Below are 23,071 nucleotides of genomic sequence, written 5' to 3'. Positions count from 1 at the left end.
GCTGCATTAGGCGGGTGCGCGTCTACGCCACGGAATTACACTGCTCCGACCACGCAAATTAGTTATCCGGACTTAAACACCGTAACTACGGTTTCAATCGGGTCCGATATGCTGCGGCAGGGAACTTCGACAGAAACAAAGGGAATTCAGCTTTCGTTAGCGTCCGCGCTCGTGGTGTAATTTCCGGTGTAGGCGATGGTGTATTCCGGGGTGGGGCATGCCCCACCCCGGAATGCGGCGTCGCTGGTGGCCACCGGGTTCATCGTTATGGTGGAGTTTGCACACTTCAACCGTGACGAAGAGGAGTTCCCGATGACCGAGGACAGATTACTGATCGAAGAGCTGGCTGCAAAGGGCGGCCAACCGGATTTTTTGCGCACCATCGCCGAGAACGTGCTGCAGCTGATCATGGAGGCCGACGTTGATGGCCTGATCGGCGCGGGTCGCCACGAACGCAGCAGCGAGCGCGCGACCTGGCGCAACGGCTATCGCGACCGTTCGCTGGATACCCGGGTAGGCACGCTGAACCTGAAAATCCCCAAGCTGCGTGCTGGGTCCTATTTTCCGGGCTTCCTTGAGCCCCGCAAGATGGTCGAGAAAGCGCTGGTTGCGGTGATCCAGGAAGCGTGGATCGGCGGGGTCAGCACCCGGCGGGTCGATGAACTCGTCCAGGCCATGGGCATGACCGGCATCTCCAAGTCCACCGTCTCCAAGCTTTGCAAGGACATTGACGAGCGCGTCCATGCCTTTCTGAAACGCCCGCTCACCGGCGAATGGCCGTATCTCTGGCTCGATGCCACCTATCTCAAGGTACGCGAAGGCGGGCGGATCATCAGCGTTGCCGCAATAATCGCCATGGCCGTCAACACCGAGGGCCGGCGCGAGATCGTCGGCCTGCATATCGGCCCCTCGGAAGCGGAGGTCTTCTGGTCCGACTTCCTGAAGGACCTTGTTCGGCGCGGTCTTACCGGCGTGAAGCTGGTCATCTCCGATGCTCACGAGGGCCTCAAGGGCGCGATCACCCGCGTCATGGGCGCCACCTGGCAGCGCTGCCGGGTGCACTTCATGCGCAATGCCCTGTCCTATGTGCCCAAGGGCCAGAACACTGTCGTCGCCGCCGCGATCCGCCAGGTCTTCCTGCAGCCCGATCAGAAAAGCGCAACGCAGGTCTGGCGACAGGTCGCCGACCAGTTGCGCACCCGTTGGCCCAAGCTCGGCGCCTGCATGGACGAGGCCGAAACCGACGTGCTCGCCTACACCGGCTTCCCCACCCAGCACCGCACGAAGTTACACTCAACCAATCCGCTCGAGCGGCTCAACAAGGAGGTCAAGCGCCGCGCCGACGTCGTCGGAATCTTCCCGAACGAAGACAGCATCATCCGCCTCGTCGGGGCTGTGCTGATGGAGCAGAACGACGAGTGGCAGCTCCAGCACCGATACATGCAGATCGAAGGCATGGCCGAACTCAACCAACCCATGATCGAGGAGGAAAATCAGCCCCTACACATCACCGCCAAAGCCGCCTGACGATGGCCCACGGCCACAGCCGAAATTACACCACCTTGACGGACGCGACCTCAGCTTTCCGGAGAGAATAATATAAATAATTATCTCCTGAGTAAGGGATTCTATCCTCAGATTGGCGAGGATAAGAAATGGACTTATCACTCATTTCAAGTGGGAACTGGGCTCAATGGTCTCGGTGGAATAACACTTACGGGCGGTTTTTTTGGGCAGGTCGTCTACCCGCAGTCGATTCTAGCTTCGAAAACCGAGCAGAAGATATGCGCGAAGGACTCGATGCTGGGTCAGAACCGCTGTGACACGGAGCATGGATTTACTCGTGTTACGCGCCCGGTAGTCTCTGAGAGCAACTTTCAGCAGACTTTAATCTACAGTGGTCGCGTCGGCGATAGGGTAAAGATCGGATATCGAGAATCAGCTGGCGATATGGCTAGGCCGGCTTTTTCAAACGAGGCCGAATATGACCTATCGGTTTCAAAGGAAGTTGCTTATCGCGGCGCAAAAATTCGTATCATTGAGGCAAATAATCAATCTATCACATATGAAGTGATTTCAAACTTCAACGTTCAATAGCACTCAATCGATATCGAACAATCCCGCCAGCTGCTCGACCATCGTGCCGCCGAGCTGTTCGGCGTCCATGATCGTCACCGCGCGGCTGTAATAGCGGGTCACATCGTGCCCGATACCGATCGCGCATAGTTCGACCGGGGAGCGGTTTTCGATCCATTCGATCACCTGGCGCAGATGCTGGTCGAGATAGGCGCCATGGTTGACCGACAGCGTCGAATCGTCGACCGGCGCGCCGTCCGAAATCACCATCAGGATGCGGCGTTCCTCGGGACGATTGACGATCCGGTGGTGCGCCCACATCAGCGCCTCGCCGTCGATATTCTCTTTCAGCAGCCCTTCGCGCATCATCAGGCCGAGCGACTTGCGGGCGCGGCGATAGGGTTCGTCGGCGGGCTTGTAGATGATGTGACGAAGGTCGTTGAGGCGGCCGGGATGCGCGGGGCGGCCCGCGGCGAGCCAGTCTTCGCGGCTCTGTCCGCCCTTCCACGTGCGGGTGGTGAAGCCCAATATCTCGGTCTTCACGCCGCAGCGTTCGAGGGTGCGCGCGAGGATGTCGGCGCTGATCGCGGCGATGCTGATCGGCCGTCCGCGCATCGAGCCCGAATTGTCGATCAGCAGCGTGACGACGGTGTCGCGGAAATCGGTATCGCGCTCGATCTTGTAGCTGAGCGAATGGCCGGGCGAGACGATGACGCGCGCCAGCCGCGCCGCGTCGAGCTGGCCTTCCTCCTGATCGAAATCCCACGCGCGGTTCTGCTGGGCCATCAGGCGGCGCTGGAGGCGGTTGGCGAGCTTGGTCACCGCGCCCTGCAAATGCGCCATCTGCTGGTCGAGATAGGCGCGGAGCCGCGTCAGTTCCTCGGCGTCGCACAGTTCGGTGGCGAGGATGATCTCGTCATGCTTTTCGGTGAAGCGGACATAGTTGAAATCGGGAACGTCGGTCGGCAGGCGGTTGGGGCGCACGGGGAGCATGCCCTCGTCGCCTTCGCCGCCCATTTCGGGCTCGCCGTCGGCCTCCATTTCCTGCGCGTCGGGGTCGGTGTCGCCGTCGTCGGCTTGGTCGCCCGCCATTTCGGCGCGTGCATCGACCTGGCTTTCCCCCGCGCCGCCTTCTTCGCTTTCCTGTTCCTCGGGCGATTCTTCGGCTTCGGACTGGTCCTCGTCACCGCCGTCCTCGGCGCCTTCCTCCATCGGCTCGTCGCCATAGATGAGGTCGAGGTGACGCAGCGCGAGCTTCGCGGTTTCGGCGAACGCCGCCTGATCGTCGAGCAGCATCGACAGCGCGGTGATGTCGGCGCCGGCGTCCTTGGCGATCCATTCGCGGACCAGCGACAGGCCGGTCTCGGTGCCTTGCGGTGCCTGTTCGCCGGTCAGTGCTTCGCGCAGCATCAGTTCGAGTGCGCTCGACACCGGCACTTCGTCGCGGTTCTGCGCGCGGCTGATCGGGTCCGACCGCATCCGCATCGTCAGTGCGGCCGACAGGTTGCCGCGCATCCCGTCCATGTGGCGCGCACCCAGAGCCTCGATCCGCGCGCGTTCCATCGCGTCGAACGCGGCGGCGGCGAGCGGTTCGGACGGCCGCGCGGCGGCGTGCAGTTTCTCGCTGTGATGCTTCATCCGCAAGGCATAGGAATCGGCAAAGCCGCGCGCTTCGGCGACCTGTTCGGCGGGTAGGGTGCGCGAGGGAGTCGGCACCTTGATCGCCTTGCCGATCTGTGCGGGCGCGTCGGCGGTAAACCCGACCTCGACCTCGGCATCGCGGGTGACCGCGCGCGCGACGCTCGACAGCGCGGCCTTCAGATCGTCGAGGGGAGAGGAAGCAGACATCGAGTCGGCTCTAACCAGCTTTGTCGCGCGAAGGAAGAGCTACTCCTTCGTCACCCCGGATCCGGAGTGACGAAGTGGGTGTAGGTCGGACGATAGCTATGCTCGCTTGACCCAGCACCGCAAGGGTTGCATCCGGCAACCTATGGTCTCCCCCGCTATCTCTCCCATGAAAAGGCCGTGGATCGTTATCCTCTGCGCCGCCTTCATCGTCACGCTGGCGATGGGCGTACGGCAGAGTTTCGGCCTGTTCCTGCCGCAGATGAGCGTCGATATCGGCATCAGCCGGTCGGACTTCGGCCTCGCGATGGCGCTCCAGAATCTGCTCTTCGGTCTTGTCCAGCCGTTCGTCGGCGCGCTCGCCGACAAGCATGGCGCCGGACGCGTCGTGCTTGCGGGAGCGTTGCTTTATGCGCTCGGGCTCGTCGGTGCAGCCTTTGCGACCGATGCAATGGGGCTGCATATCAGCTTCGGCATCCTCATCGGCATGGCGCAGTCGGCGACGACGTTCGTCGTCGTGCTCGGCGCGGTCGGGCGGGTGGTCAGCCCCGAAAAACGCAGCAGCGCGTTCGGTATGGTCACCGCAGGCGGTTCGCTGGGGCAGTTCCTTGTCGTGCCGCTCGCCTCGATGTTGCTCGGTGATCTCGGCTATCACCAGACGCTGTGGATCATGGCGGGGCTGGTGGCGCTGTGCGGGCTGCTGGCCATCGGCGTTGCGGGCCGGACCGACAGCAATCCGGGCGTCAGCGCTGCCGTCGAACAGACGGCGCGCGAGGCACTCCGCGAAGCTGCAGTTCACCGTGGTTACTGGCTGCTCAACGCGGGCTTTTTCGTCTGCGGTTTCCATATTGCCTTCATCGCGACGCATCTGCCCGCCTATCTCGACGACAAGGGGCTCGGCATCGAAATCGGGGCGCAGGTGCTCGCGCTGGTCGGGCTGTTCAACATCCTGGGCTCCTATGTGTTCGGGCGCGCGGGCGACCTCATGCGCCAGAAATATGTGCTCTCGGCGCTGTATGTCGCGCGCTCGGCGGTTATCGCCGTCTTCCTCTTCCTGCCGCTGAGCCATTGGACCGCGCTGGCTTTCGCGGGTGCGATGGGGTTCCTGTGGCTCGGCACCGTGCCGCTCACCAGCGGTATCGTCGGGCGCATCTTCGGGGTGCGCTATCTGTCGATGCTCTACGGGATCGTGTTCCTCAGCCACCAGGTCGGGAGCTTCTTCGGCGCGTGGATGGCGGGGCTGATCTTCGACGCCACCGGCAGTTACGATATCGCATGGGGCTTCGCGATCGCGCTCGGCCTGTTCGCCGGGATCGTCCACCTGCCGATCGCCGACGCGCCGGTCAAACGGCTGCAACCGGCATGAAGCTCGCGCGGCAGGACTGGGTGGCGCTTGGCCTGTTTGCCCTGATCGCGGTCGGCGGGCTGTGGCTGTGGACCGGCGAGGGACCGGTCGTCTGGCTCGCCGATTTCGCGGTCCTCTGCGGTTTCGGCTGACAGCGCCTATTCGTTTTCGGAGCCGCCGGCGATGCGGTTGCAGATCAGGTCGTCTTCGGGCTTGGGGTTCGCGGGATCGGGCAGCAAGCGGAAGACATGGCCAAGCTGCGTCGCCGTCCGCTCGGGCCGCGTCCGCTTGCCCGCGACGACGTCGATGAAATCGCGGCAAGCGACCGCGCTGCGCAGGAAATTGCTGTGCCCCGTCGATCCGCGCGATACGTCGGTGGTGTCGACGACGGTCATTCCGGCGATCGCCACCGGATAGCAGCGCTCGGGAAGCCCCCTCGCTTTCAGATCGGCAGCCTCGAACGGGTCGAAGCAATAGGGCGAGCCGAGCCGCGGATAGCCGTGCAGCGCGCGCGACGCGGCGAGCGCCTTGTCGGCGCGCGAGACATAGACGGTGATCCGCCGGTCGCGCGCGACGCGCCGCGCCGACAAGACCTCTTCCTCGATATCGCGCTCGAACGTCTCGCGGTCGATGTCGGGCGAGGCGAGGATGATGTTCGAGATATTGCTGCTGTCGGCGCTGCTCGACGTGCGGTCGACATAGGATATCGCGGGGATCACCAGCCGCGCGCCGAGCGAGTGCGAGACGATCACGATTTCCTTCACCCAGCTCTGTTCGGCGAGCGATTTCAGGAAGATGCGGAAATTGCGCACGTCGTGGTACATGTTGGTTTCGTCGACGACATAGCCGAGCACCTTGTGCTGCGACGGCCAGCTATAGGCGATCACCGGCCCGTCGAAGCCGGTCATTCGGGCGATCTGTGCGGCATCCTTCGTCGTCGTCTCGAAATTCTCGCGATAGCCATGGACATAGAGTAGGACACGGCCCTGCCGCCGGTCGGTCTCGGCGCGCAGCGCCGCCCACCAGTCGGCGTCGGTGTGGAAGGCGAGCGGGGTCAGGAACAGCTTCTTCTTGTCGATCTCGACGTCGCGTGGCGGCGCAAAACGCCCGTAACGCACCTCGTCACCGCGATATTGCAGCAGGCGGATATCGGCAGTGCGGCAGTCGGGCAGGCGGCTCGTCGCGAAGAACAAAGGCAGCGCCTCGCCATCGACTGCGGCGCCGGGCTGCGCGGTGCAGCGCGGATCGGCGACATAATCGGCGTGGCGGACCTTGCCATAGTCGACCGGAGTGATGCAGCCGCCGAGCAGCAGCGCGGTCAGGATCGAAAGAAAGGGCGTCGTTCGCATGGCGGCTTCCATCTTCGGTCCGGCGCGTCGCGCGATGCTGGCAGGAGAACATCGCCTTTGGAAGGCGAAAACTGCGGCGTCAAGGAGTATTGATCGAATAACACACTTCGCTTATCGAGAGACCGCAGGCGCCGCGCAGACGCCGGTTTGGGGGAGATGTCCGTGTCGCTGTTCGCCGCCTTGCTGCTGGTCACCGCCGCCGCCCCGCCGCCGCCCTATGAACCGGCTTTCGATCCTCGCGACCTCAAGGCAGGGGTGGCGGGGGAGGTCGGCGAAGCGCTCGTCCTCGGCACACCGCATCTTTCGGGCCTGCCCGACAGCTTCGCTCCCGAAAGCCTCGAGCCGCTGCTGGCGCGGCTTGCGGCGTGGAAGCCGGAGATCATCACGATCGAGGGATTGTCGGGCCGCGATTGCGAGCTGCTCATGCGCTACAAGCCGCTCTATCCGGGCGCATCGGACTATTGTTGGGATCCCGCGCCGGCGCAGAAGGTGATCGGTCTCGATATGGTGGCGGCAACGGTGGAGGCGGAGCGCCTGCTGGCCGCCTGGCCCGCCCAGCCCGCGCCGGGCGATCGCCGCCGCCTTGCGGGACTGTTTCTCGCCGGCGGCGAACCGGCCTCTGCGCTTGTTCAGTGGCTGCGGCTTCCCGCAGACGAACGCCGCGCGGGTGACGGCCTCGACGACACGCTCGTCGCGGCGCTCGAAAAGCTGCGGACGCGCCGTAACGAGAATTTTCTCATCGGGTCGGTGCTCGCCGCACGGCTGGGGCTGGAGCGCGTTTACGCGGCCGACGACCATAGCGCCGACGCGACGACGGCGTCGCTCGACAAGGATCCGGGCTATGCGGCGGCGATGCAGCGCATCTGGGAAACGCCGCAGCTCAAGGACCGGATCGCCGCCGAAAAGGCGCTGGAGGCAAAGCTCGATGGCGACGGGGTGATGTCGCTCTATCGCTTCTATAATCGCCCTTCTACGATGCGCCTCGCCTTCGACACCGATTTCGGTCCCGCGCTCGCCGATGCCACGCCGCAAAATTATGGACGCCGCTACACCGGCTGGTGGGAGGTGCGGAACCTGCGCATGGTCGCCAATGCCCGCGCTGCGATGGCTGAGCGGCCGGGGACGCGCACGCTCGCGATCGTCGGCGCGTCGCACAAGGGCTATTTCGAGGCCTATCTCGCCATGATGCACGACGTCCGGCTCGTCGACGCCGAGACCCTATTGAAGTGACCGGTTATTTGCCGATCACGCTTTCGGGCAGGTCTTCGCCGAACACGCGCTGATAATATTCGGCGACGATCATCCGTTCGGCCTCGTCGCACTTGTTGAGGAACGACAGGCGGAAGGCGAAGCCGAGATTGTTGAAGATCGCGGCATTCTGCGCCCAGCTGATCACCGTGCGCGGCGACATCACGGTCGAGATGTCGCCGTTTATAAAGCCCTGACGGGTCAGGTCGGCGACCTTGACCATATTGGCGACCGTCGTCTCGTCGGTGTTCGGCACCTTGGCGAGGATGATCGCGCTTTCGGTCGCCGCGGGCAGATAGTTGAGCGTGACGACGATGTTCCAGCGGTCCATCTGGCCCTGGTTGATCTGCTGCGTGCCGTGATAGAGGCCGCTCGTGTCGCCGAGCCCGACGGTGTTGGCGGTCGAGAACAGGCGGAAATGCGGGTTCGGGCGGATCACGCGGTTCTGGTCGAGCAAAGTCAGCTTGCCCTCGGTCTCGAGCACGCGCTGGATGACGAACATCACGTCGGGGCGGCCGGCGTCATATTCGTCGAAGACGAGCGCGGTCGGGGTCTGCAGCGCCCACGGAAGCAGGCCTTCGCGGAATTCGGTCACCTGCTGACCATCCTTCAGCACGATCGCATCGCGGCCGACGAGGTCGATACGGCTGATGTGGGCGTCCAGGTTGACGCGGATGCACGGCCATTTGAGCCGCGCCGCGACCTGTTCGATATGCGTCGACTTGCCGGTGCCGTGATAGCCCTGCACCATCACACGGCGATTATATTTGAAGCCCGCGAGGATCGCGAGCGTCGTGTCGCCGTCGAAGACATAGGCCGGGTCGAGGTCCGGCACGCGCTCGTCGGCCTCGCTGAACGCCGGCACCTTCATGTCGATATCGACGCCGAACAGCTCGCGCGCATCGACCTCGGTATCGGGCGCCGAAAGGAGCGTCGAGCCGTGGTGGTCGGGAAGGCTGTTCGGAATATCGGTCATGGTCGCGTCCATAGTTTCATGATCGTCATGCTGAACTTTTTTCAGCATCCATGGCCTTGGCTCTCGTTTGACGCCGCGCCAGCGGAAAGGTCAGGCCATGGGCCCTGAAACAAGTTCAGGGTGACGAGGAAGAGGAGTCGGCGCGTTATTGCCGACCGTCGGAGCGCGGTATCGCTGTCCGTTTCGCCTTGCAACGCCTTTTCAGAGCAGACCCAGCGCCTTCATCACCGCCGATTGGTCGTAATAGGGACGTTCGCAGAGGATCTTGTCGCTGCCGGGCGCAAACTGGAAGCTCGCCGCCATGCGAATGCGGAACGCCTTGCCGGTCGGCTCGATCGTCCGCACGCCAAGGCGCAGCGGGCCGAGGTGGGTGCCGGTCAGCCAGAATTCGACGAGCACCGTGTCGGTATCCGCGTCGGCGGCGATCGCGATGACTTCGTTCGCCTGATCGGGGAAGGGCTCGCGCGACGAAGCAAAATAGGACCGGACCGCCGTCTCGCCGTCGAAGATGGTGCCGGGGCCCATCAGTTCGTAGCGGGGATGCTCGAAGGTCGCGAGAACGCCGTCCCAGTCGTGCGTGATCTCGAGCGCCATGTGCCGGCGCACCACTTCGATCCTTGCCTCATCGAGATCGGTCATCGTTACTCTCCTATGCAAAGGCCTTCGTCTTGCGCAGCAATTGATACGCCTGGACCACCTCGCCCAGCCGCGTTTCGAAACTGCGATCGCCGCCATTCCGGTCGGGATGATATTTGCGCACCAGTTCGCTGTAGCGGCGGCGGAGCGCGGCGCGGTCGGCGTCGGCCGCGAGGCCCATCAGTTGCAGCGCGCGATGCTCCTCGCGGGTGAAGCGCGGGTCGGCCGCTTCGCGCCGCGCCTCGTCCATGCGCTGGCGAAAACGCGCGCCCAAGGCATCGATCGGATCTTTGAAATCGGCCCAGCGCGGCGGCAGGTCGGCGCTGCCCGCGGCGCGAAAGGCGCGGCTTTCGGTTTCCCAGCCAGCGGTGGGCGATTGTGCCGCCATGATCTGGTCGGCGGTCATGCCGTCGAAATAATTATAGCCGGCATTATGTTCGCGCACATGATCGAGACAGAGGTAGCGGTACGGCGGCGGCCCGTCGGGCGAGCGGTGCGGTGAGGCGGGCGCGCGAAATTCGCCGGGTTCCTCGCAGCCGGGAACGGCGCAAGCGGCTTCGCGCGGGACGCGGCCGTGGAATCGATTGGACCTGGGGCTTGTCATGCTGTTCTTTCCTCCCCAACATGGGGGCATGAGCGAAAAAGGTCCAGTGCAACGCGAGATGGAGGAGCTGCTGACCGCGGCTTTTCCCGACGCGAAATTCACCCTCAGCAACGACAGCGCCAGCCATCACGGCCATTCCGGCGACGACGGATCGGGCGAATCGCATTTCAGCCTCGCCATCGAATGGCCGGGTTTTGCGGGGCAGAATCGCGTCGCGCGCCAGCGCGCGGTGAACAGGGCGCTCGGCGACCTCCCGGGGCAGCGCATCCACGCGCTCGCGATCAAGGCGACGGCGCCGGGCGAATAGGAGGAGCGGACGTGGACGAGCATCGTGTCTATAAATACAGCTTTGCAAGCGTCTATCCGCACTATGTAGCCAAGGCGGAGCGCAAGGGGCGCACCAAGGCCGAGGTCGACGAAATCATCCGCTGGCTGACCGGTTACAGCCAGCAGCAGCTCGACGATCAGATCGCCGCCAAGACCGACCTCAGGGGTTTTTTCGATGACGCGCCCGCGATGAATGCGGCGCGCGACCAGATCAGGGGCGTTATCTGCGGCATTCGCGTCGAAGAGATTGCCGAGCCGCTGATGCGCGAGATCCGTTATCTCGACAAGCTGATCGACGAACTCGCGAAGGGCAAGGCGATGGAGAAGATCCTTCGCGCCGCCGATCCCGGCAAGCCCTGAGCAACCACGCCAAAAGGATAGCCGATGTTCGACATCATCACCCCCTCGACCCACGACCTCGGCGCCTTCGAGGTGCGGCGGACGCTGCCGAACAAGGCGCGGACGATGGTCGGCCCGTTCATCTTCGTCGACCAGTTCGGCCCGGCGCATTTCGACATCGGCAAGGGCATGGACGTGCGCCCGCATCCACATATCAACCTCGCCACCGTCACCTATCTGTTCGAGGGTGCGATCGATCACCGCGATAACCTCGGCACCTATGCGACGATCCGCCCCGGCGCGTGCAATCTGATGACCGCGGGCAGCGGCATCGTCCATTCGGAACGCACGCCCGCCGCCGAGCGTGCGACCGGATCGCCGATCTCGGGGATGCAGACCTGGCTCGCGCTGCCCGACGGCAAGGAAGAGATCGACGCCGCATTCGAGCATGTCGCGAAGGACGATTTGCCGCTGATCGAGGACGGCGGCGTGTCGGCGCGTGTCATCATGGGCAGTCTGTGGGGTGCGACCTCCCCGATCACCCAGCATGCGGCGACCATCTATGCCGATATCCTGATGAACGCCGGGGCGACGATCCCGATCGAGGCGGAGGCCGACGAGCGCGCGGTGCTCGTCGCGCTCGGCGACGCGAGCCTCGATGGCGAAGCGCTCGACCGTTACAGCCTCTATATCCTGAAACCGGGGCAGGCGATGACGCTGCGCGCCGACAGCGACGCGCGCGTGATGCTGCTCGGCGGCGAGGCGTTTACGACGCCGCGGCATGTTTGGTGGAATTTCGTCAGCTCGTCGCGCGACAGGATCAATCAGGCCAAGCACGACTGGAAGGACGGGAAATTCCCGCTCGTCCCCGGCGACAGCGAGGAGTTCATCCCGATCCCTGAAGTGCCCAAGACGGTGAGCTATCCGTGAGCCTGCTGCTCGCGCTGGCGATGACGCCGCCGCCCGAGCCGATCTTTGCGTGCAGTTTCGGGGCGAAACAGTTGGTGGTCGCCGAAGCGGGTGGTTCGCTCATCTATCGCTATGGCACCGCGACGAAGACCGAACTCCGCCTCGTCGCCAATGCCGCGAGCAATCGCGTCTTCTATCATCGCACGCTCTATCCGCGCGCCGAGGATCAGACGCTCCGCTTTGTGAACGGCGAGTATAATTATGTCGTCTATGCGCATTGGACCGCGCCGAGCGCGGGGATGACCGAGGAGGCGTCGACGTCCGAAAGCCATTATGGCGGCCTGATCGTGATGCGCGGCGAAAGGGAAGTGGCATCGTACCGGTGCAGCCGCGGCGGCGACATGCGGGAATGGCCGATCTTCAAGACGCTGCCGACCGACGAAACGAACATGACGCCGCCCGAATAGCGGTCGCTTCGGCGTTGCGGCTTGCCAGCCGGAGCGATCGCCGCCAGATTGGTTTTGAAAAGAAACCAAAAGGAGTGGAATATGGTCGGCCATTTCGAACAGCGGCGAGTGGCGCTTTCGACCGGGATCGAACTCGACGTCGTCGATATGGGGCCAAAGGACGCCCCCGCAATCATCTTCCTCCACGGCTTTCCCGAATCGCACCGCACCTGGCGCTACCAACTCCCGCATCTATCGGGCCGGTTTCGCTGCATCGCTCCCGACCAGCGCGGCTATTGCGGGTCGTCGAAACCGCAGGATGCCGCCTCCTATTCGACCGACAAGCTGATCGCCGACATTTTCGCGCTCGCCGACGCGCTTGATGTCGAGAGTTTCACGGTCGTCGGCCACGACTGGGGCGGCGCGATCGCGTGGGGCGTCGCGCTCGGCGGCCAGCCGGACGGACTGTTTCCGGCATGGTCGGGCCGCGTGACGCGCGCGGTGATCGCCAACGCGCCGCACCCGGCGATCTTCCAGAAATTGTTGTTGACCAACCCCGACCAGCGCGCCGCAAGCCAGTATATCCGCACCTTTCGTGATCCCGCGAGCGACGCAATCATCGAGGCGCACGGCATCGCCGGGCTCCTCGCGCACGCCTTCGCCGACAAGGTGCCGAGCGGCGGCATCCAGCCGCCCGACGAGATCGCCCGGTCGCTCAAAAATTGGGAAGATCGCGACACGTGCCGCGCGATGATCAACTGGTATCGCGGGTCGGCAGTCACGGTCCCGGCGATGGACGAACCCTATGCCGAGCCGCCTGCCACGCCCTTCCCGAAGCTTGCCATCCCGACGCTGGTCATCTGGGCGCTCGACGACGTCGCTTTGCCGCCGTGCAACCTCGACGGCATCGATGCACTGGTCCCGGATGCGACGATCGTAAAGGTCCCCGGATGCGGCCATTTCGTGCCGTGGGAGGCGCCGGACGCCGTCAATGCGGCGATGGATGACTTTCTCGCGCAAAGCTGAGACTGCGCCGGCGTCCGGCGGCCGGCATCATTTCGTAGTATAGCCGCCGTTCACCAGCACCGTCTGGCCGGTCATCCACCAGCCGTCGGTGACGAGGAAGCGGATCCACGGCACGATATCCTCGATATCGGTTAGGCCGGTTTTCGAAAAGGGCGACAGCGCCGCCGCGGTCTTGTGATAGGCGACGGCGTCTTCGCCCTCGGCCGGGTAGAAGAAGGGCGTATCCATCGGCCCCGGTCCGATCGCGGTTACCGAAATGCCCCGTTCGCCAAATTCCTTCGACGCCGCGCGCGTATAATGTTCGACCGGTGCCTTGGTCCCGGCATAGCTGGAGTAGAAAGGCGTATAGGCACCGAGCAGTGACGTCACGAGCGTGCAGATTTTGCCATTGTCGCTGACATGCTTTCCGGCCTCTTTCAGGAAGAAAAAGGCTGATTTCGAATTGACCGCGCTCATCGCGTCGAACTCGGCTTCGCTGATGTCGACCATCGGCTTTTTCAGCACCTTGCCGACAGTGTTGATCGCAATGTCGATGCCGCCCATCGCGTCCTTCGCGCTGGCGAACAGTTTTTCCATGGCGCTCGCCGAGGTCAGATCGGCTTGCATGGCGTGGCCCTTCGCGCCCGCCGTTTCGATTGCGGCGACCGTTTCCTCGGCCTCCGCGCGCGATGCTTCGCTGTTGTAGTGGACGTAGACGGCACGCGCTCCCTGCAAGGCGAAGTCGCGCGCAATCAACCCGCCGAGGTTCTTGCCGCCGCCGGCGATGAGAACCGCTTTTCCTGCGATATTATGGTCAGCCATGATCATCTTCCCGAACATCAGGAAAGGAGAACTTTCCTTGCGATTGACCCGGACCGCGAGCCTGGCCAGGCAGGCGGCGCCCGCGAGGATATGGCAAACGGTGACCGGAAAAAGTGGCGGGCAACGGGGTTGGCGCTGCCCGCCGGGAGGGGTCGGTTTCCGGTGGACGGGGTCCACCAAATCCTTGCCCCAATTCCCTAGTCCACGTCGGGAATTGAAGGCGCGAGTTAACCATAAAAGCCGCCAATATTGCAGGCTTTCAGATTCTCCCACACTTGCCATAGTCGCGCGATGGAAGTGGGCGGACTGAGGGTGGCATCGATCGTCAAGCGGATCGAGGGCCCTGCCAGCTGGACGATCGAGCGCGACGTTCATGCGCTGATCCTGCACGAGGCGGGAAGCTATCACTGGCTGGAAACCTGGCTCGACGGCCGCCGCACGTCGCTCGGCGATCCATTGCCGGGCGAGATATGGCTAGCGCCCGCCGGGCAGAGCTATCGCGCGACGGCGCAGGGCGGCGGTGTGCGTTATATCGAGGTCGAAATTCCGTCCGAACGATTGGCCGTTCCACCGACCGCGCGGGCGCTCGCCGGCTATCACGATCCCGCGATGGCTGCGCTCGTTCGCGCACTGACGGCGGGCGACGCCGAAGCTGCCGATGCGCTGGTCGCGATGCTTGCCGAAACCTTGGGCGGCATGACGTCACCCGCCCAACCGCGCGCCATCGCACGGCGGATCGATGATCTGCTGGCGTTCATTCAGACGCGACTCGAAGCGCCGCTGACGTCGCGCGAGATGGCGGCGCGTGCGGGCATGTCGGTGAACAGCCTGATCGTCCATTTTACGCGTGCGACAGGGCGCACGCCGGCGCAATATGTGCTGCACCAGCGGCTCCGTCGCGCATGCTGGTTCCTGATGCACCGGCCGCTGACGGTCGCCGAAATTGCTTTCGCTACCGGCTTCTCCAGTCATGCGCATCTGTGCGCGGCGTTTCGTCGCAAGCTCGGCATGTCGCCGGGACAATGGCGTCGCAGCTCCGCTTCGGCTATCATGACCGAGGGGGAGGCCTGACCAATGTCACACACGGCTGTCATGCTGCTCGCGGGGCTTGTCCTGCTGATCGTCTTGCGCCTCGCCGTCCGCGACGCACGGTGTGCGACCCGTCTGTTCCTTTCGTTATGGCTGATCGTGTCGATCGGCAACCTGCTCGTCGGCGTGCTCTACGCGGGCTATGGCTGGGCCGAGGAAGCGGTGATCGGCTTGCTCGTCTTCGGCGTTCCGGCAGCGATCGCGTTTGTGGCGGCGCGTCTCGGCGCTAATCGGCGCTAATCGGCCGGATTGAGCAGGCAGCCGTTCGCATCGGCAAAACGCGCGCTGCGCGAAGCGAGCAGCGGTACGCTGCCGGTGATCGTCTTCGTCGCCGTGTCTTCGGCCAGCGAGACCATCTCCATCCCCGGTTCGAAATCGCTCTGGCAGCTTTCGAGGCTGCGGCCCTGGACATAGCGGCATGAGCAACCGACTCGCGCAGCATAGGCGGAGCCGAGTTCGGCCTGCGCCTTGAACGAAGGGAACTTCCAGATCGCGAAGACCGTCATCAGCGCGAGCAGGATCAGCACCCACGGCAGGCATCCGCCCCAGCGGCTCTGCCGCGGCCTGCCGCGCAGCTTCTTCGGCACCTCGGGCGGCGGGGCCGAAGGTGTCGGTGCGGGCGGTAATGGGTCGGGCGTTGCCGTGCCCGGTGGGTTGGTGTTAGTCACCGCAGCCATGATCACGAAAAAAGCCATGCTGGCAAGTGCCGCGCTCGTGATGCTGGGGGGCTGGTCGCTGACGCACGCGGCGGGGCAGGGCGCCATTGCTCCCGCATCGCCCGCGCCGAAACTCGGCGCGTCGCTCGACGATGTCGCGCCGGTCGAAGCCTCGCAGGCGCTTCCCGTCCTCGATCCCGCGATCAAGGCCCGGGCCGATGCGCTGTTCGTCGATGCGGACGATGTGGGGGAAACCCGCGCGCTGTACGTGCTCCGCGACGGCGAACCGGTCTACGAACGCTATGGTGCGGGTTTTGGACCGGACAGCAAGCTGATCAGCTGGTCGATGGCAAAGAGCATTACCGCCGTGCTCACCGGTTTCCTCGTCTCCGACGGCCAGTTGTCGCTCGACGGCCCCGCCCCGGTCGCGGCGTGGCAGCGCAGCGGCGATCCGCGCGGTGCGATCACGCTCAAGCATCTTCTCCACATGTCGTCGGGGCTCGAGCATATCGAAAATGGCGATCCGGTCTGGGATGGCGACACCGTCACGATGCTGTTCGGCGGCGGTGCAGGGGACATGGCCGCTTTTGCCGAGGCCAAGCCTGCGGCGGCGCAGCCGGGCGAGGTTTTCAACTATAGCTCGGCGACCAGCGTCATCCTCGCCGACATATTGGCCGACACGCTGACCCCTTCGCAAAATCCTGCGGCCCGGCGCGATGCGGTGCGCGAGTTTATTCAGGGGCGGCTTGCCGAACCGCTCGGCATGACCAGCCTGACCCCCGAATTCGACGCGAAGGGCACCATGATCGGCGGGTCGATCATGCACGCGACGGCGCGCGACTATGCCAGGTTCGGCGAGTTTTTGCGCAATCACGGCGTCGTGAACGGCCAGCGGCTGCTACCCGAAACCTGGATGAATTTCATGCTGTCGCCGTCGGCGAACGACGCGGGCTATGGCGGGCATATCTGGCTCAACCGCCGCCGCCCAGCCGGCGCCGACGTGGCACTGTGGCCCGATCGCGGTCCGAACGACCTGTTCGCCTGCATCGGGCATCAGGGCCAGTATATCATCGTTTCGCCGTCGCAGCGGGTGACGATCGTGCGGCTCGGCATCACAAGCGACGAACAGTTTCCTGCGCTGCGGCGGCATCTGGCGGATTTGACGGCCGCGCTCTGATTCGATCGTCGCCCCGACGGCGGATCAGCGGGCGGGTTTCCGCTGCATCGCGCGAGCGCGGGAGACAGAGCGAAACAACGGGACGGTCAGGGTCGTCGATATCAGCGCCAGCGTTACCAGCACCGCAAAGACAGTCGGCGTGATCAGTCCCGCCTGCACGAGGATCGTTGCGGCGACGATTTCCATCAGCCCCTTGCACTGAAGCAACAGGCCCAGCCGGGTACGCTCGGTCATCTGCATGTCCGCCACCGGCGGCGCGATATGCACCGCCGCCACCTTGGACAGGCCCGCGAGCAAGAGCAGGGCGAGCGCCACGCCGAGTGCTTCCGCAGTCACGACTGCGCCGTCGATGCTCAATCCGCGATGCGCGAAAAACAGCGGCGACAGGCCGAACAGCGCCAGCTTGCCGAGCGCTTCCGGGTGCAAATGTTCCGCGAGCTGCCGCGGCGCCAGCATGCCGGCGAAATAGGCGCCGAGCAATTCGTGCAGGCCGAGCATGCTCGTCGCCCAGGTACCCGCCGCAAGATAGGCGATGCCGAGCGCGCCGCTGATCAGGATATGGTCGGGCAGCCGGTCGACAAACCGCCTGCGAACCGCGATCATCGCCGCGAAGACGGCGATCGCCCCGGCTTGCGGCAGGCCGCCGGCAAACAGAGAATCGGTTTCGCCCTTGTGCAGGAAGAGCAATGCAGCGAGTCCGATCCACAGGATCGCGTCGTCGAGCGCCGCAATGCGGAGCGACAAATTGCCGAGCGGGCGGTCTTCCATCGGCAATTCGCGGACGATTCCGACGAGCACCGGCAACGCGCTGACCGCAAGGCACAGCCCGATCGCGCTCGCCGACAGCAGGCTTGAAACCCCCGCCGGCTGGGCGAGCACCATGTTCATCGCGCCCGACAGGATGACGACGAAACCGACCGCGAACGGCAAAGCAACGCCGACCAGCGCGGTGGTCGCCACCCGGCTACCGGACCTTGGCCCGGAATTTGCGGTGATCCGCGTTTCGAGTCCTGCGATGAACGCGAGTATCAGCACCCCAACCCATCCGATCGTTTCGCCCCATTTCGATGGCCCGAGAACCGACTTGTCGAAGCCGAAACGATCCGCCGCGATCGCCACCGCAAGTCCGGTCAGGATCGGCAGCACCGCCATGGGGACAGCGCCGCGGACGAGGCGCCAGCAGATAACGGGCACGAACAGGAAGCAGGCCAGATCGATCAGAAACCCCATGGGCAAAGGCTAACCCCTGCCGGGCACCCGGACAAGCATTATTGTGAACGTTCTCTTTTTGGCGGGCCGCACGGCAACGGTGGCTTACAGGAGAAAGTCGCCAACCAGAGTTGTGACGCAATTCCCCGTCAACTCGACCTGCTCGCCATCCATCCGGCAGCCGACATGCCCGCCGCGAGCGCTCGCCTGATAGGCTGCGAAGCTGTCGCGGCGCAGCCGCGTCGACCAATAGGGGGTCAACACGCTGTGTGCCGACCCGGTGACCGGGTCCTCGTCGATTCCCGCGCCCGGCGCAAAGGCCCGGCTGACCACGACGGCGCCCGACGCGTCGCCCGTGCCCGGCGCCGTCGCGATATAGAGGATGTCGCCGCCCGCCTTCAGCGCGCGGAGGTCGGGTTCGAGCGCGCGGACGCTGGCGGCATTGGGATAGACGATCAGTGCGTAACCGCCGTCGTGCCATAGCGTCTCAAGGACGTCGCCGCCCATTGCCCGCACGATGTCGGGCATCGCCTTCGGCGCCGGCGGATAGGCGGGCAGGGCCATTTTATAGCCTTCGTCTTCGCCGTTGCGCGCGACGCGCAGCAAGCCGGCCTTGCGCGTGCGAAATACCATCTCGTTCCGCCAAGGCGCGGCCGACAGCAGCACATGCCCGCTCGCGAGCGTTGCATGACCGCACAGCGCGACCTCCACGCCCGGCGTAAACCAGCGCAGTTCATAATCGGCGTCCCCGCTTTCGTCGGGAATCAGGAAGGCGGTCTCGGCGAGATTATTCTCGGCGGCGATCGCCTGCAGCACGGCGTCGTCCAGCCATTCGTCGAGCGGCATCACCGCGGCGGGATTGCCGGCGAAGGGGCGGTCGGCGAAGGCGTCGACCCGGGTGATGGGCAGGGGCCGTGATGCGCTCATGGGTATAGCATTCCTTTCGTCCAGCCCGTGCCCTCGCGCACGAACAGCGTGCGTTCGTGCAGACGGTGCGCGCGGTCCTGCCAAAATTCGATGCGTTCCGGCGTGACGCGCCAGCCCGACCAGCGCGGCGGGCGCGGGACGTCCTGTCCCGCGAAGCGCGCTTCCATGTCCGCAAAGCGAGCCTCGAATGTCTCGCGGTTGTCGAGCGGGCGCGACTGGTCGCTCGCCCAGGCGCCAAGCTGCGAATCGCGGCCGCGCGTCGCGAAATAGGCGTCGGCGGTGGCATCGTCGACCGGCCCGACCGGCCCCTCTATGCGGATCTGGCGACGCAGCGACTTCCAGTGAAAGAGCAGCGCGACATGCGGGTTCGCCGCAAGCTCGCCGCCCTTGCGGCTGTCGAGATTGGTGTAGAAGACGAACCCGTCGGGGCCATGACCTTTCAGCAGCACCATGCGCAGCGACGGGCGTCCGTCGGCGGTCGTCGTCGCGAGCGCCATCGCGTTTGCGTCGTTGGGCTCGCTCGCGCGGGCTTCGGCGTACCAGTTGTCGAACAGGGCGAAAGGATCGGTCGTCATGCGGGCGCTTCTATCGTGCCCCTTGATCTAGTGAAAGCGCGATCATCGGCGGGAACTTGACCCTCTGCTGCGATGTTCCCACATGGCGCGCGCAATCGGGCCTTCCCGGCCAAACACTTATCGGGCTACAGAAGACATATGGCAGACCCCTATTCCACCCTCGGCGTTGCGAAGAGCGCCAGCGAAGCGGAGATCAAATCCGCCTATCGCAAGCTCGCCAAGGAATTGCACCCCGACAAGAACAAGGACAATCCCAAGGCGTCGGAAAAGTTTTCGGACGTCACCCGGGCCTACGACCTGCTTTCCGACAAGACCAAACGCGCGCAGTTCGATCGCGGCGAAATCGATGCCGATGGCAATCCGGCGATGCCGTTCGGCTATGGCGGAGGCGGCGGTTTCCGCGGCGATCCGCGCGGCCAGCAGGGTGGTTTCGGCGGATTCGGCAATGACGGCGCCGACTTCGGCGACATCTTCGAGGGCTTGTTCGGTGGTCGCGGCGGTGGCGGCGGCGGCGGCCCGTTCGGCGGTTTCGGCGGTCGCGGCGCGGCGCCGCCGAAGGGCGCCAATGTCGCCTATCGCCTGTCGGTATCCTTCATCGATGCCGCGACGCAGGCGCCGCAGCGGATCACGCTCGCCGACGGCGGTACGATCGACCTCAAATTGCCCGCCGGCGTCGAAACCGGCACGCAGATGCGCCTCGCCGGCAAGGGGCAGCCGGGCCCCGGCGGCAACGGCGACGGCATCGTCACGATCACCGTCAAGGATCATCCCTTCTTCGTGCGCGAGGGCGCCAATATCCGTCTCGACCTGCCAGTGACATTGGGCGAGGCGGTCAATGGTGCGAAGGTCAAGGTGCCGACGGTCGACGGCCCGGTGATGCTGTCGATTCCCGCGGGATCGACTTCGGGCAAGGTGATGCGCCTCAAGGGCAAGGGTTTCAGCCAGAAGAGCGGCGGACGCGGCGATCAACTCGTGCGGTTGATGGTCGACCTGCCCGCCGACGACGCCGCGTTGGTCAAGCTGGTCAGCGAATGGACCGACCCCCGACCGGTGCGCGCGGAACTCGGTGTGTGATGCGTGGCTGAGCCGGCGGAAAAGAAGATCGTCGCCGCGCTCGAGCGCGAGATTGCCGAGGAAGTCGGCAAGGAATTTCTCGCCGAAGGCCATTCGCCGCATTCGCCCGAAGCCCGCGCCGAACGCGCCAAACGGGTCAAATTGCGGGCGCGCGCCGAGGGGCTGATCCATCGTGGCCGCGAAACGCTCGGGCCCGGGACCCGCATCTTCCGGGTCGCGCGCCGCGTCGTCGTCGGAACCTACACCGACGGCTTTATTCATGCGGGAAATCTCGCTTATTTGGCGCTGATCGCGCTCTTCCCCTTCTTCATCCTGCTCGCCGCGGCGCTCAGCATTTTCGGTGGCAGCAGCGGCGGCGAGGCGGCGATCGAGGCGGTGTTCTCGACGATGCCGCCCAGCGTCGCTAAGGCGCTGTCGGGTCCGATCCGCGAGGTTATGACCGCGCGCACCGGCATTTTCCTTTGGCTTGGCGCGCTCGTCGCATTGTGGACGGTGGGCAGCCTGATCGAGACGGTGCGTGATATCCTCCGCCGCGCCTATGGCACGCACTTCAGCAAGGGTTTCTTCCATTACCGGCTGCTCTCGATCGGCATCATAACCGGCGCAGTCGTACTGATGCTGCTTTCTTTCAGCATGCAGGTGCTGATCGTCGGCGTCGAACAGTTCGTGACGCGCGTTCTTCCCGAACGCTTCCAGTCGGTCGGGATCGTCCTCATTTCGCGCGGCGTGTCGGGTTTCGGCCTGTTTCTCGCCATCTACATGCTGTTCTACAGCCTCACCCCGTCCAAATACCGTCGCCTGAAGAATTGCCCGAAATGGCCCGGGGCGCTGTTTACGACGCTCTGGTGGATCGCCGTGACGCTGGCGCTGCCGCCGCTGCTCGCCAGCCTGCTCAGCTATGACGCAACCTACGGCAGCCTTGCGGGGGTGATGATCGCGCTGTTCTTTTTCTACCTCGTCGGATTGGGTATGGTGATGGGCGCCGAACTCAACGCCGCTTTGGTAGAGGTTGAGGATTTGGGACACGACGCTATTGGGCGCGTCGACGACATCATTATTGAAGCCAAAAAGGCCGGAGAAGAAGAATGACGGGTCTGATGAAGGGCAAGCGCGGGCTGATAATGGGCCTCGCGAACGACAAATCGCTTGCCTGGGGCATTGCCAAGGCGTTGCACGGCGCGGGCGCCGAGCTCGCGATCAGCTATCAGGGCGAAGTGATGGAAAAGCGGGTGAAGCCGCTCGCCGACCAGCTCGGCTGCGATTTCCTGATAGATTGCGACGTTGCCGACATGGACAATCTCGACGCGGCCTTCGCCACGCTGGCCGCGCGCTGGCCGACGATCGACTTCGTCGTCCACGCGATCGGCTATACGAACAAGGAGGCGCTGCGCGGCCATTATGCCGACGTCACGCTCGAAGACTTTCTGATGACGATGAACATCAGCGTCTACAGCTTCACCGCGGTGGCAAAACGCGCGGCGGCGATGATAACGCCGCTCGATCCCGAAACCGGCGAAGGCGGCGGCTCGCTGCTGACCCTCAGCTATTATGGCGCCGAAAAGGTGATCCCGCATTACAACGTCATGGGCGTCGCCAAATCGGCGCTCGAAACCAGCGTCAAATATCTCGCCAACGACTATGGCCCGCAGGGCGTGCGCGTGAACGCGATCTCGGCCGGTCCGATCAAGACGCTGGCGGCATCGGGGATCGGAGATTTCCGCCTGATCCTGAAGTGGAACGAGCATAATGCGCCGCTGCGCCGCAACGTCACGATCGACGACGTGGGAGGCTCGGCGCTCTATCTGCTCAGCGACCTTTCGGCGGGCGTCACCGGCGAGACGCATCATGTCGATGCGGGTTACCACACCGTCGGCATGAAGCAGGAAGACGCGCCGGACATCGCGCTTGCCTGACGGCCTCGTCATCCGACCCGCACGTGCGGAGGATGCCGAGGCGATCGATGTGGTGATCCGGGCGGCCTTCGCGGAGACCGAATTCGGTCATCAGGGGGAGGCGGACCTCGTGCGGATGGTGGGCGAAGACGGCGATACGCTCGTTTCGCTGGTCGCCGAAAGCGGCGGCGCGATTATCGGGCATGTGTTGTTCAGCCGCATGGATGTCGATGCCGACGGTGCCGCCCTGTCCGCGGCGGGGCTCGCGCCGGTCTCGGTTGCGCCGGCTTTCCAGCGGCAGGGCATCGGCGATGCGCTGATCCGCGCCGGGCTGGAGGTGCTCCGCGCGCAAGGCGTGACGATCAGCTTCGTTCTCGGTCACGAAGCCTATTATCCGCGCTTCGGCTATTCGACGGACCTCGCCGCGCGCTTCGCTTCGCCTTTCGCGGGGCCGCATTTCATGGCGATGATGCTGGACTCGGACGCGGCTTGGCCGCTAGGCGGACGCGCGGACTATGCGCCCGCATTTGGCCGGATGGGGTAAG

General features: G+C 64.5%; 27 protein-coding genes. 17 read left to right on the top strand and 10 right to left on the bottom strand.

Annotated elements, in window-relative coordinates:
- The first annotated feature begins 312 nt into the window (after positions 1 to 312).
- Positions 313 to 1,527 (top strand): IS256-like element ISSpma2 family transposase, encoded by a 1,215-nt coding sequence (locus AN936_RS14965; protein ID WP_006954973.1) that lies wholly within the window; start codon positions 313 to 315, stop codon positions 1,525 to 1,527.
- A 273-nt stretch (positions 1,528 to 1,800) separates the two neighbouring features.
- Positions 1,801 to 2,097 (top strand): hypothetical protein, encoded by a 297-nt coding sequence (locus tag AN936_RS24750; RefSeq protein ID WP_234715586.1) that lies wholly within the window; start codon positions 1,801 to 1,803, stop codon positions 2,095 to 2,097.
- 3 nt (positions 2,098 to 2,100) lie between these two features.
- Here AN936_RS24750 and cobT read toward each other — a convergent pair whose 3' ends face one another.
- Positions 2,101 to 3,924 (bottom strand): cobaltochelatase subunit CobT, encoded by a 1,824-nt coding sequence (gene cobT / locus AN936_RS14960; protein ID WP_054588795.1) that lies wholly within the window; start codon positions 3,922 to 3,924, stop codon positions 2,101 to 2,103.
- A gap of 166 nt (positions 3,925 to 4,090) precedes the next feature.
- On the opposite strand from cobT, the gene AN936_RS14955 reads away from it, so the two are divergent.
- Together AN936_RS14955 and AN936_RS25780 are read left to right on the top strand one after the other, a co-directional pair.
- Complete coding sequence (locus AN936_RS14955; RefSeq protein ID WP_201782920.1) at positions 4,091 to 5,287, top strand: MFS transporter; 1,197 nt, start codon at positions 4,091 to 4,093, stop codon at positions 5,285 to 5,287.
- A complete protein-coding gene (locus tag AN936_RS25780; RefSeq protein ID WP_257719781.1) occupies positions 5,284 to 5,418 on the top strand; it encodes a hypothetical protein in 135 nt (44 codons plus the stop codon). The genes AN936_RS14955 and AN936_RS25780 overlap by 4 nt, the downstream gene beginning before the upstream one ends.
- A gap of 6 nt (positions 5,419 to 5,424) precedes the next feature.
- On the opposite strand, the gene AN936_RS14950 is transcribed toward AN936_RS25780, so the two are convergent.
- On the bottom strand, positions 5,425 to 6,615 hold the full coding sequence (locus tag AN936_RS14950; protein ID WP_054588793.1) for an alpha/beta hydrolase: 1,191 nt from the start codon (positions 6,613 to 6,615) through the stop codon (positions 5,425 to 5,427).
- Positions 6,616 to 6,771: 156 nt separating this feature from the next.
- Here AN936_RS14950 and AN936_RS14945 point away from each other — a divergent pair, with 156 nt between their 5' ends.
- Positions 6,772 to 7,845: a DUF5694 domain-containing protein gene (locus AN936_RS14945; RefSeq protein ID WP_054588792.1), complete on the top strand. Its 1,074-nt coding sequence runs from the start codon at positions 6,772 to 6,774 to the stop codon at positions 7,843 to 7,845.
- Positions 7,846 to 7,849: 4 nt separating this feature from the next.
- Here AN936_RS14945 and cobS read toward each other — a convergent pair whose 3' ends face one another.
- The 3 genes from cobS to AN936_RS14930 form a co-directional block, all read right to left on the bottom strand.
- Entirely contained in the window at positions 7,850 to 8,839 is a 990-nt protein-coding gene (gene cobS / locus AN936_RS14940; protein WP_054590324.1) for a cobaltochelatase subunit CobS, read from the bottom strand.
- Positions 8,840 to 9,040: 201 nt separating this feature from the next.
- Positions 9,041 to 9,478 (bottom strand): ester cyclase, encoded by a 438-nt coding sequence (locus AN936_RS14935; protein ID WP_054588791.1) that lies wholly within the window; start codon positions 9,476 to 9,478, stop codon positions 9,041 to 9,043.
- A 10-nt stretch (positions 9,479 to 9,488) separates the two neighbouring features.
- Positions 9,489 to 10,079, bottom strand: coding sequence for a DnaJ domain-containing protein (locus tag AN936_RS14930; protein ID WP_054588790.1), 591 nt, complete (start codon positions 10,077 to 10,079; stop codon positions 9,489 to 9,491).
- 28 nt (positions 10,080 to 10,107) lie between these two features.
- On the opposite strand from AN936_RS14930, the gene AN936_RS14925 reads away from it, so the two are divergent.
- The 5 genes from AN936_RS14925 (at position 10,108) to AN936_RS14905 (ending at position 13,126) form a co-directional block, all read left to right on the top strand.
- Positions 10,108 to 10,386 carry a BolA family protein gene (locus AN936_RS14925; RefSeq protein ID WP_054588789.1) on the top strand — a complete coding sequence of 93 codons (279 nt, stop codon included), beginning with the start codon at positions 10,108 to 10,110 and terminating at the stop codon, positions 10,384 to 10,386.
- A gap of 11 nt (positions 10,387 to 10,397) precedes the next feature.
- Positions 10,398 to 10,766, top strand: coding sequence for a DUF2200 domain-containing protein (locus tag AN936_RS14920; RefSeq protein ID WP_054588788.1), 369 nt, complete (start codon positions 10,398 to 10,400; stop codon positions 10,764 to 10,766).
- A gap of 24 nt (positions 10,767 to 10,790) precedes the next feature.
- Positions 10,791 to 11,675 (top strand): pirin family protein, encoded by an 885-nt coding sequence (locus AN936_RS14915; protein WP_054588787.1) that lies wholly within the window; start codon positions 10,791 to 10,793, stop codon positions 11,673 to 11,675.
- Positions 11,672 to 12,121: a hypothetical protein gene (locus tag AN936_RS14910; RefSeq protein ID WP_054588786.1), complete on the top strand. Its 450-nt coding sequence runs from the start codon at positions 11,672 to 11,674 to the stop codon at positions 12,119 to 12,121. The genes AN936_RS14915 and AN936_RS14910 overlap by 4 nt, the downstream gene beginning before the upstream one ends.
- Positions 12,122 to 12,202: 81 nt before the next feature.
- Complete coding sequence (locus tag AN936_RS14905; RefSeq protein ID WP_054588785.1) at positions 12,203 to 13,126, top strand: alpha/beta fold hydrolase; 924 nt, start codon at positions 12,203 to 12,205, stop codon at positions 13,124 to 13,126.
- A 27-nt stretch (positions 13,127 to 13,153) separates the two neighbouring features.
- Here the strand turns inward: AN936_RS14905 and AN936_RS14900 are convergent, their stop codons facing one another.
- On the bottom strand, positions 13,154 to 13,927 hold the full coding sequence (locus AN936_RS14900; RefSeq protein ID WP_054590323.1) for an SDR family oxidoreductase: 774 nt from the start codon (positions 13,925 to 13,927) through the stop codon (positions 13,154 to 13,156).
- A 312-nt stretch (positions 13,928 to 14,239) separates the two neighbouring features.
- Between AN936_RS14900 and AN936_RS14895 the strand changes: the two genes are divergently transcribed.
- Both AN936_RS14895 and AN936_RS14890 read left to right on the top strand, forming a co-directional pair.
- Complete coding sequence (locus AN936_RS14895; RefSeq protein ID WP_054588784.1) at positions 14,240 to 14,998, top strand: helix-turn-helix domain-containing protein; 759 nt, start codon at positions 14,240 to 14,242, stop codon at positions 14,996 to 14,998.
- A gap of 3 nt (positions 14,999 to 15,001) precedes the next feature.
- The gene (locus AN936_RS14890) at positions 15,002 to 15,256 is read left to right on the top strand and encodes a hypothetical protein (RefSeq protein ID WP_084758402.1); all 255 of its coding nucleotides are present in this window, start codon (positions 15,002 to 15,004) and stop codon (positions 15,254 to 15,256) included.
- On the opposite strand, the gene AN936_RS25260 is transcribed toward AN936_RS14890, so the two are convergent.
- On the bottom strand, positions 15,253 to 15,693 hold the full coding sequence (locus AN936_RS25260) for a hypothetical protein (protein ID WP_420496812.1): 441 nt from the start codon (positions 15,691 to 15,693) through the stop codon (positions 15,253 to 15,255). The two genes, AN936_RS14890 and AN936_RS25260, sit on opposite strands and share 4 nt — an antisense overlap.
- On the opposite strand from AN936_RS25260, the gene AN936_RS14880 reads away from it, so the two are divergent.
- Positions 15,692 to 16,849, top strand: a complete 1,158-nt coding sequence (locus AN936_RS14880) for a serine hydrolase domain-containing protein (protein WP_054588782.1) — start codon at positions 15,692 to 15,694, stop codon at positions 16,847 to 16,849. The two genes, AN936_RS25260 and AN936_RS14880, sit on opposite strands and share 2 nt — an antisense overlap.
- A gap of 24 nt (positions 16,850 to 16,873) precedes the next feature.
- Here the strand turns inward: AN936_RS14880 and AN936_RS14875 are convergent, their stop codons facing one another.
- The 3 genes from AN936_RS14875 to pdxH form a co-directional block, all read right to left on the bottom strand.
- On the bottom strand, positions 16,874 to 18,079 hold the full coding sequence (locus tag AN936_RS14875) for a cation:proton antiporter (RefSeq protein WP_054588781.1): 1,206 nt from the start codon (positions 18,077 to 18,079) through the stop codon (positions 16,874 to 16,876).
- A gap of 84 nt (positions 18,080 to 18,163) precedes the next feature.
- Entirely contained in the window at positions 18,164 to 18,985 is an 822-nt protein-coding gene (locus AN936_RS14870; protein ID WP_054588780.1) for a PhzF family phenazine biosynthesis protein, read from the bottom strand.
- Entirely contained in the window at positions 18,982 to 19,560 is a 579-nt protein-coding gene (gene pdxH / locus AN936_RS14865; protein ID WP_054588779.1) for a pyridoxamine 5'-phosphate oxidase, read from the bottom strand. Before pdxH ends, AN936_RS14870 begins: the two co-directional genes overlap by 4 nt.
- A 138-nt stretch (positions 19,561 to 19,698) precedes the next feature.
- On the opposite strand from pdxH, the gene AN936_RS14860 reads away from it, so the two are divergent.
- From AN936_RS14860 to AN936_RS14845, 4 genes are read left to right on the top strand one after another with little or no spacing between them, the layout of a single operon-like run.
- Complete coding sequence (locus tag AN936_RS14860) at positions 19,699 to 20,634, top strand: DnaJ C-terminal domain-containing protein (protein ID WP_054588778.1); 936 nt, start codon at positions 19,699 to 19,701, stop codon at positions 20,632 to 20,634.
- A gap of 3 nt (positions 20,635 to 20,637) precedes the next feature.
- Entirely contained in the window at positions 20,638 to 21,723 is a 1,086-nt protein-coding gene (locus AN936_RS14855; RefSeq protein ID WP_084758390.1) for a YihY/virulence factor BrkB family protein, read from the top strand.
- Positions 21,720 to 22,547, top strand: coding sequence for an SDR family oxidoreductase (locus AN936_RS14850; RefSeq protein WP_054588777.1), 828 nt, complete (start codon positions 21,720 to 21,722; stop codon positions 22,545 to 22,547). The genes AN936_RS14855 and AN936_RS14850 overlap by 4 nt, the downstream gene beginning before the upstream one ends.
- A complete protein-coding gene (locus tag AN936_RS14845) occupies positions 22,540 to 23,070 on the top strand; it encodes a GNAT family N-acetyltransferase (RefSeq protein ID WP_054588776.1) in 531 nt (176 codons plus the stop codon). Before AN936_RS14850 ends, AN936_RS14845 begins: the two co-directional genes overlap by 8 nt.
- Position 23,071 lies beyond the last annotated feature (1 nt).

Source organism: Sphingopyxis macrogoltabida (assembly GCF_001307295.1).
Taxonomy (GTDB): Bacteria; Pseudomonadota; Alphaproteobacteria; order Sphingomonadales; family Sphingomonadaceae; genus Sphingopyxis; species Sphingopyxis macrogoltabida_B.
Note: the sequence above shows the minus strand (reverse complement) of the source record. Positions and strands in the feature narration are given on the sequence as shown.

Bases quoted from the DNA above. Each gene is read 5' to 3' on its own strand.
- AN936_RS14965 (WP_006954973.1), top strand. From the start codon at position 313: ATGACCGAGGACAGATTACTGATCGAAGAGCTGGCTGCAAAGGGCGGC.
- AN936_RS24750 (WP_234715586.1), top strand. From the start codon at position 1,801: ATGCTGGGTCAGAACCGCTGTGACACGGAGCATGGATTTACTCGTGTT.
- cobT (WP_054588795.1), bottom strand. From the start codon at position 3,924: ATGTCTGCTTCCTCTCCCCTCGACGATCTGAAGGCCGCGCTGTCGAGC.
- AN936_RS14955 (WP_201782920.1), top strand. From the start codon at position 4,091: ATGAAAAGGCCGTGGATCGTTATCCTCTGCGCCGCCTTCATCGTCACG.
- AN936_RS25780 (WP_257719781.1), top strand. From the start codon at position 5,284: ATGAAGCTCGCGCGGCAGGACTGGGTGGCGCTTGGCCTGTTTGCCCTG.
- AN936_RS14950 (WP_054588793.1), bottom strand. From the start codon at position 6,615: ATGCGAACGACGCCCTTTCTTTCGATCCTGACCGCGCTGCTGCTCGGC.
- AN936_RS14945 (WP_054588792.1), top strand. From the start codon at position 6,772: ATGTCCGTGTCGCTGTTCGCCGCCTTGCTGCTGGTCACCGCCGCCGCC.
- cobS (WP_054590324.1), bottom strand. From the start codon at position 8,839: ATGACCGATATTCCGAACAGCCTTCCCGACCACCACGGCTCGACGCTC.
- AN936_RS14935 (WP_054588791.1), bottom strand. From the start codon at position 9,478: ATGACCGATCTCGATGAGGCAAGGATCGAAGTGGTGCGCCGGCACATG.
- AN936_RS14930 (WP_054588790.1), bottom strand. From the start codon at position 10,079: ATGACAAGCCCCAGGTCCAATCGATTCCACGGCCGCGTCCCGCGCGAA.
- AN936_RS14925 (WP_054588789.1), top strand. From the start codon at position 10,108: ATGAGCGAAAAAGGTCCAGTGCAACGCGAGATGGAGGAGCTGCTGACC.
- AN936_RS14915 (WP_054588787.1), top strand. From the start codon at position 10,791: ATGTTCGACATCATCACCCCCTCGACCCACGACCTCGGCGCCTTCGAG.
- AN936_RS14905 (WP_054588785.1), top strand. From the start codon at position 12,203: ATGGTCGGCCATTTCGAACAGCGGCGAGTGGCGCTTTCGACCGGGATC.
- AN936_RS14900 (WP_054590323.1), bottom strand. From the start codon at position 13,927: ATGGCTGACCATAATATCGCAGGAAAAGCGGTTCTCATCGCCGGCGGC.
- AN936_RS14890 (WP_084758402.1), top strand. From the start codon at position 15,002: ATGTCACACACGGCTGTCATGCTGCTCGCGGGGCTTGTCCTGCTGATC.
- AN936_RS14880 (WP_054588782.1), top strand. From the start codon at position 15,692: ATGATCACGAAAAAAGCCATGCTGGCAAGTGCCGCGCTCGTGATGCTG.
- AN936_RS25260 (WP_420496812.1), bottom strand. From the start codon at position 15,693: ATGGCTGCGGTGACTAACACCAACCCACCGGGCACGGCAACGCCCGAC.
- AN936_RS14875 (WP_054588781.1), bottom strand. From the start codon at position 18,079: ATGGGGTTTCTGATCGATCTGGCCTGCTTCCTGTTCGTGCCCGTTATC.
- AN936_RS14870 (WP_054588780.1), bottom strand. From the start codon at position 18,985: ATGAGCGCATCACGGCCCCTGCCCATCACCCGGGTCGACGCCTTCGCC.
- pdxH (WP_054588779.1), bottom strand. From the start codon at position 19,560: ATGACGACCGATCCTTTCGCCCTGTTCGACAACTGGTACGCCGAAGCC.
- AN936_RS14860 (WP_054588778.1), top strand. From the start codon at position 19,699: ATGGCAGACCCCTATTCCACCCTCGGCGTTGCGAAGAGCGCCAGCGAA.
- AN936_RS14850 (WP_054588777.1), top strand. From the start codon at position 21,720: ATGACGGGTCTGATGAAGGGCAAGCGCGGGCTGATAATGGGCCTCGCG.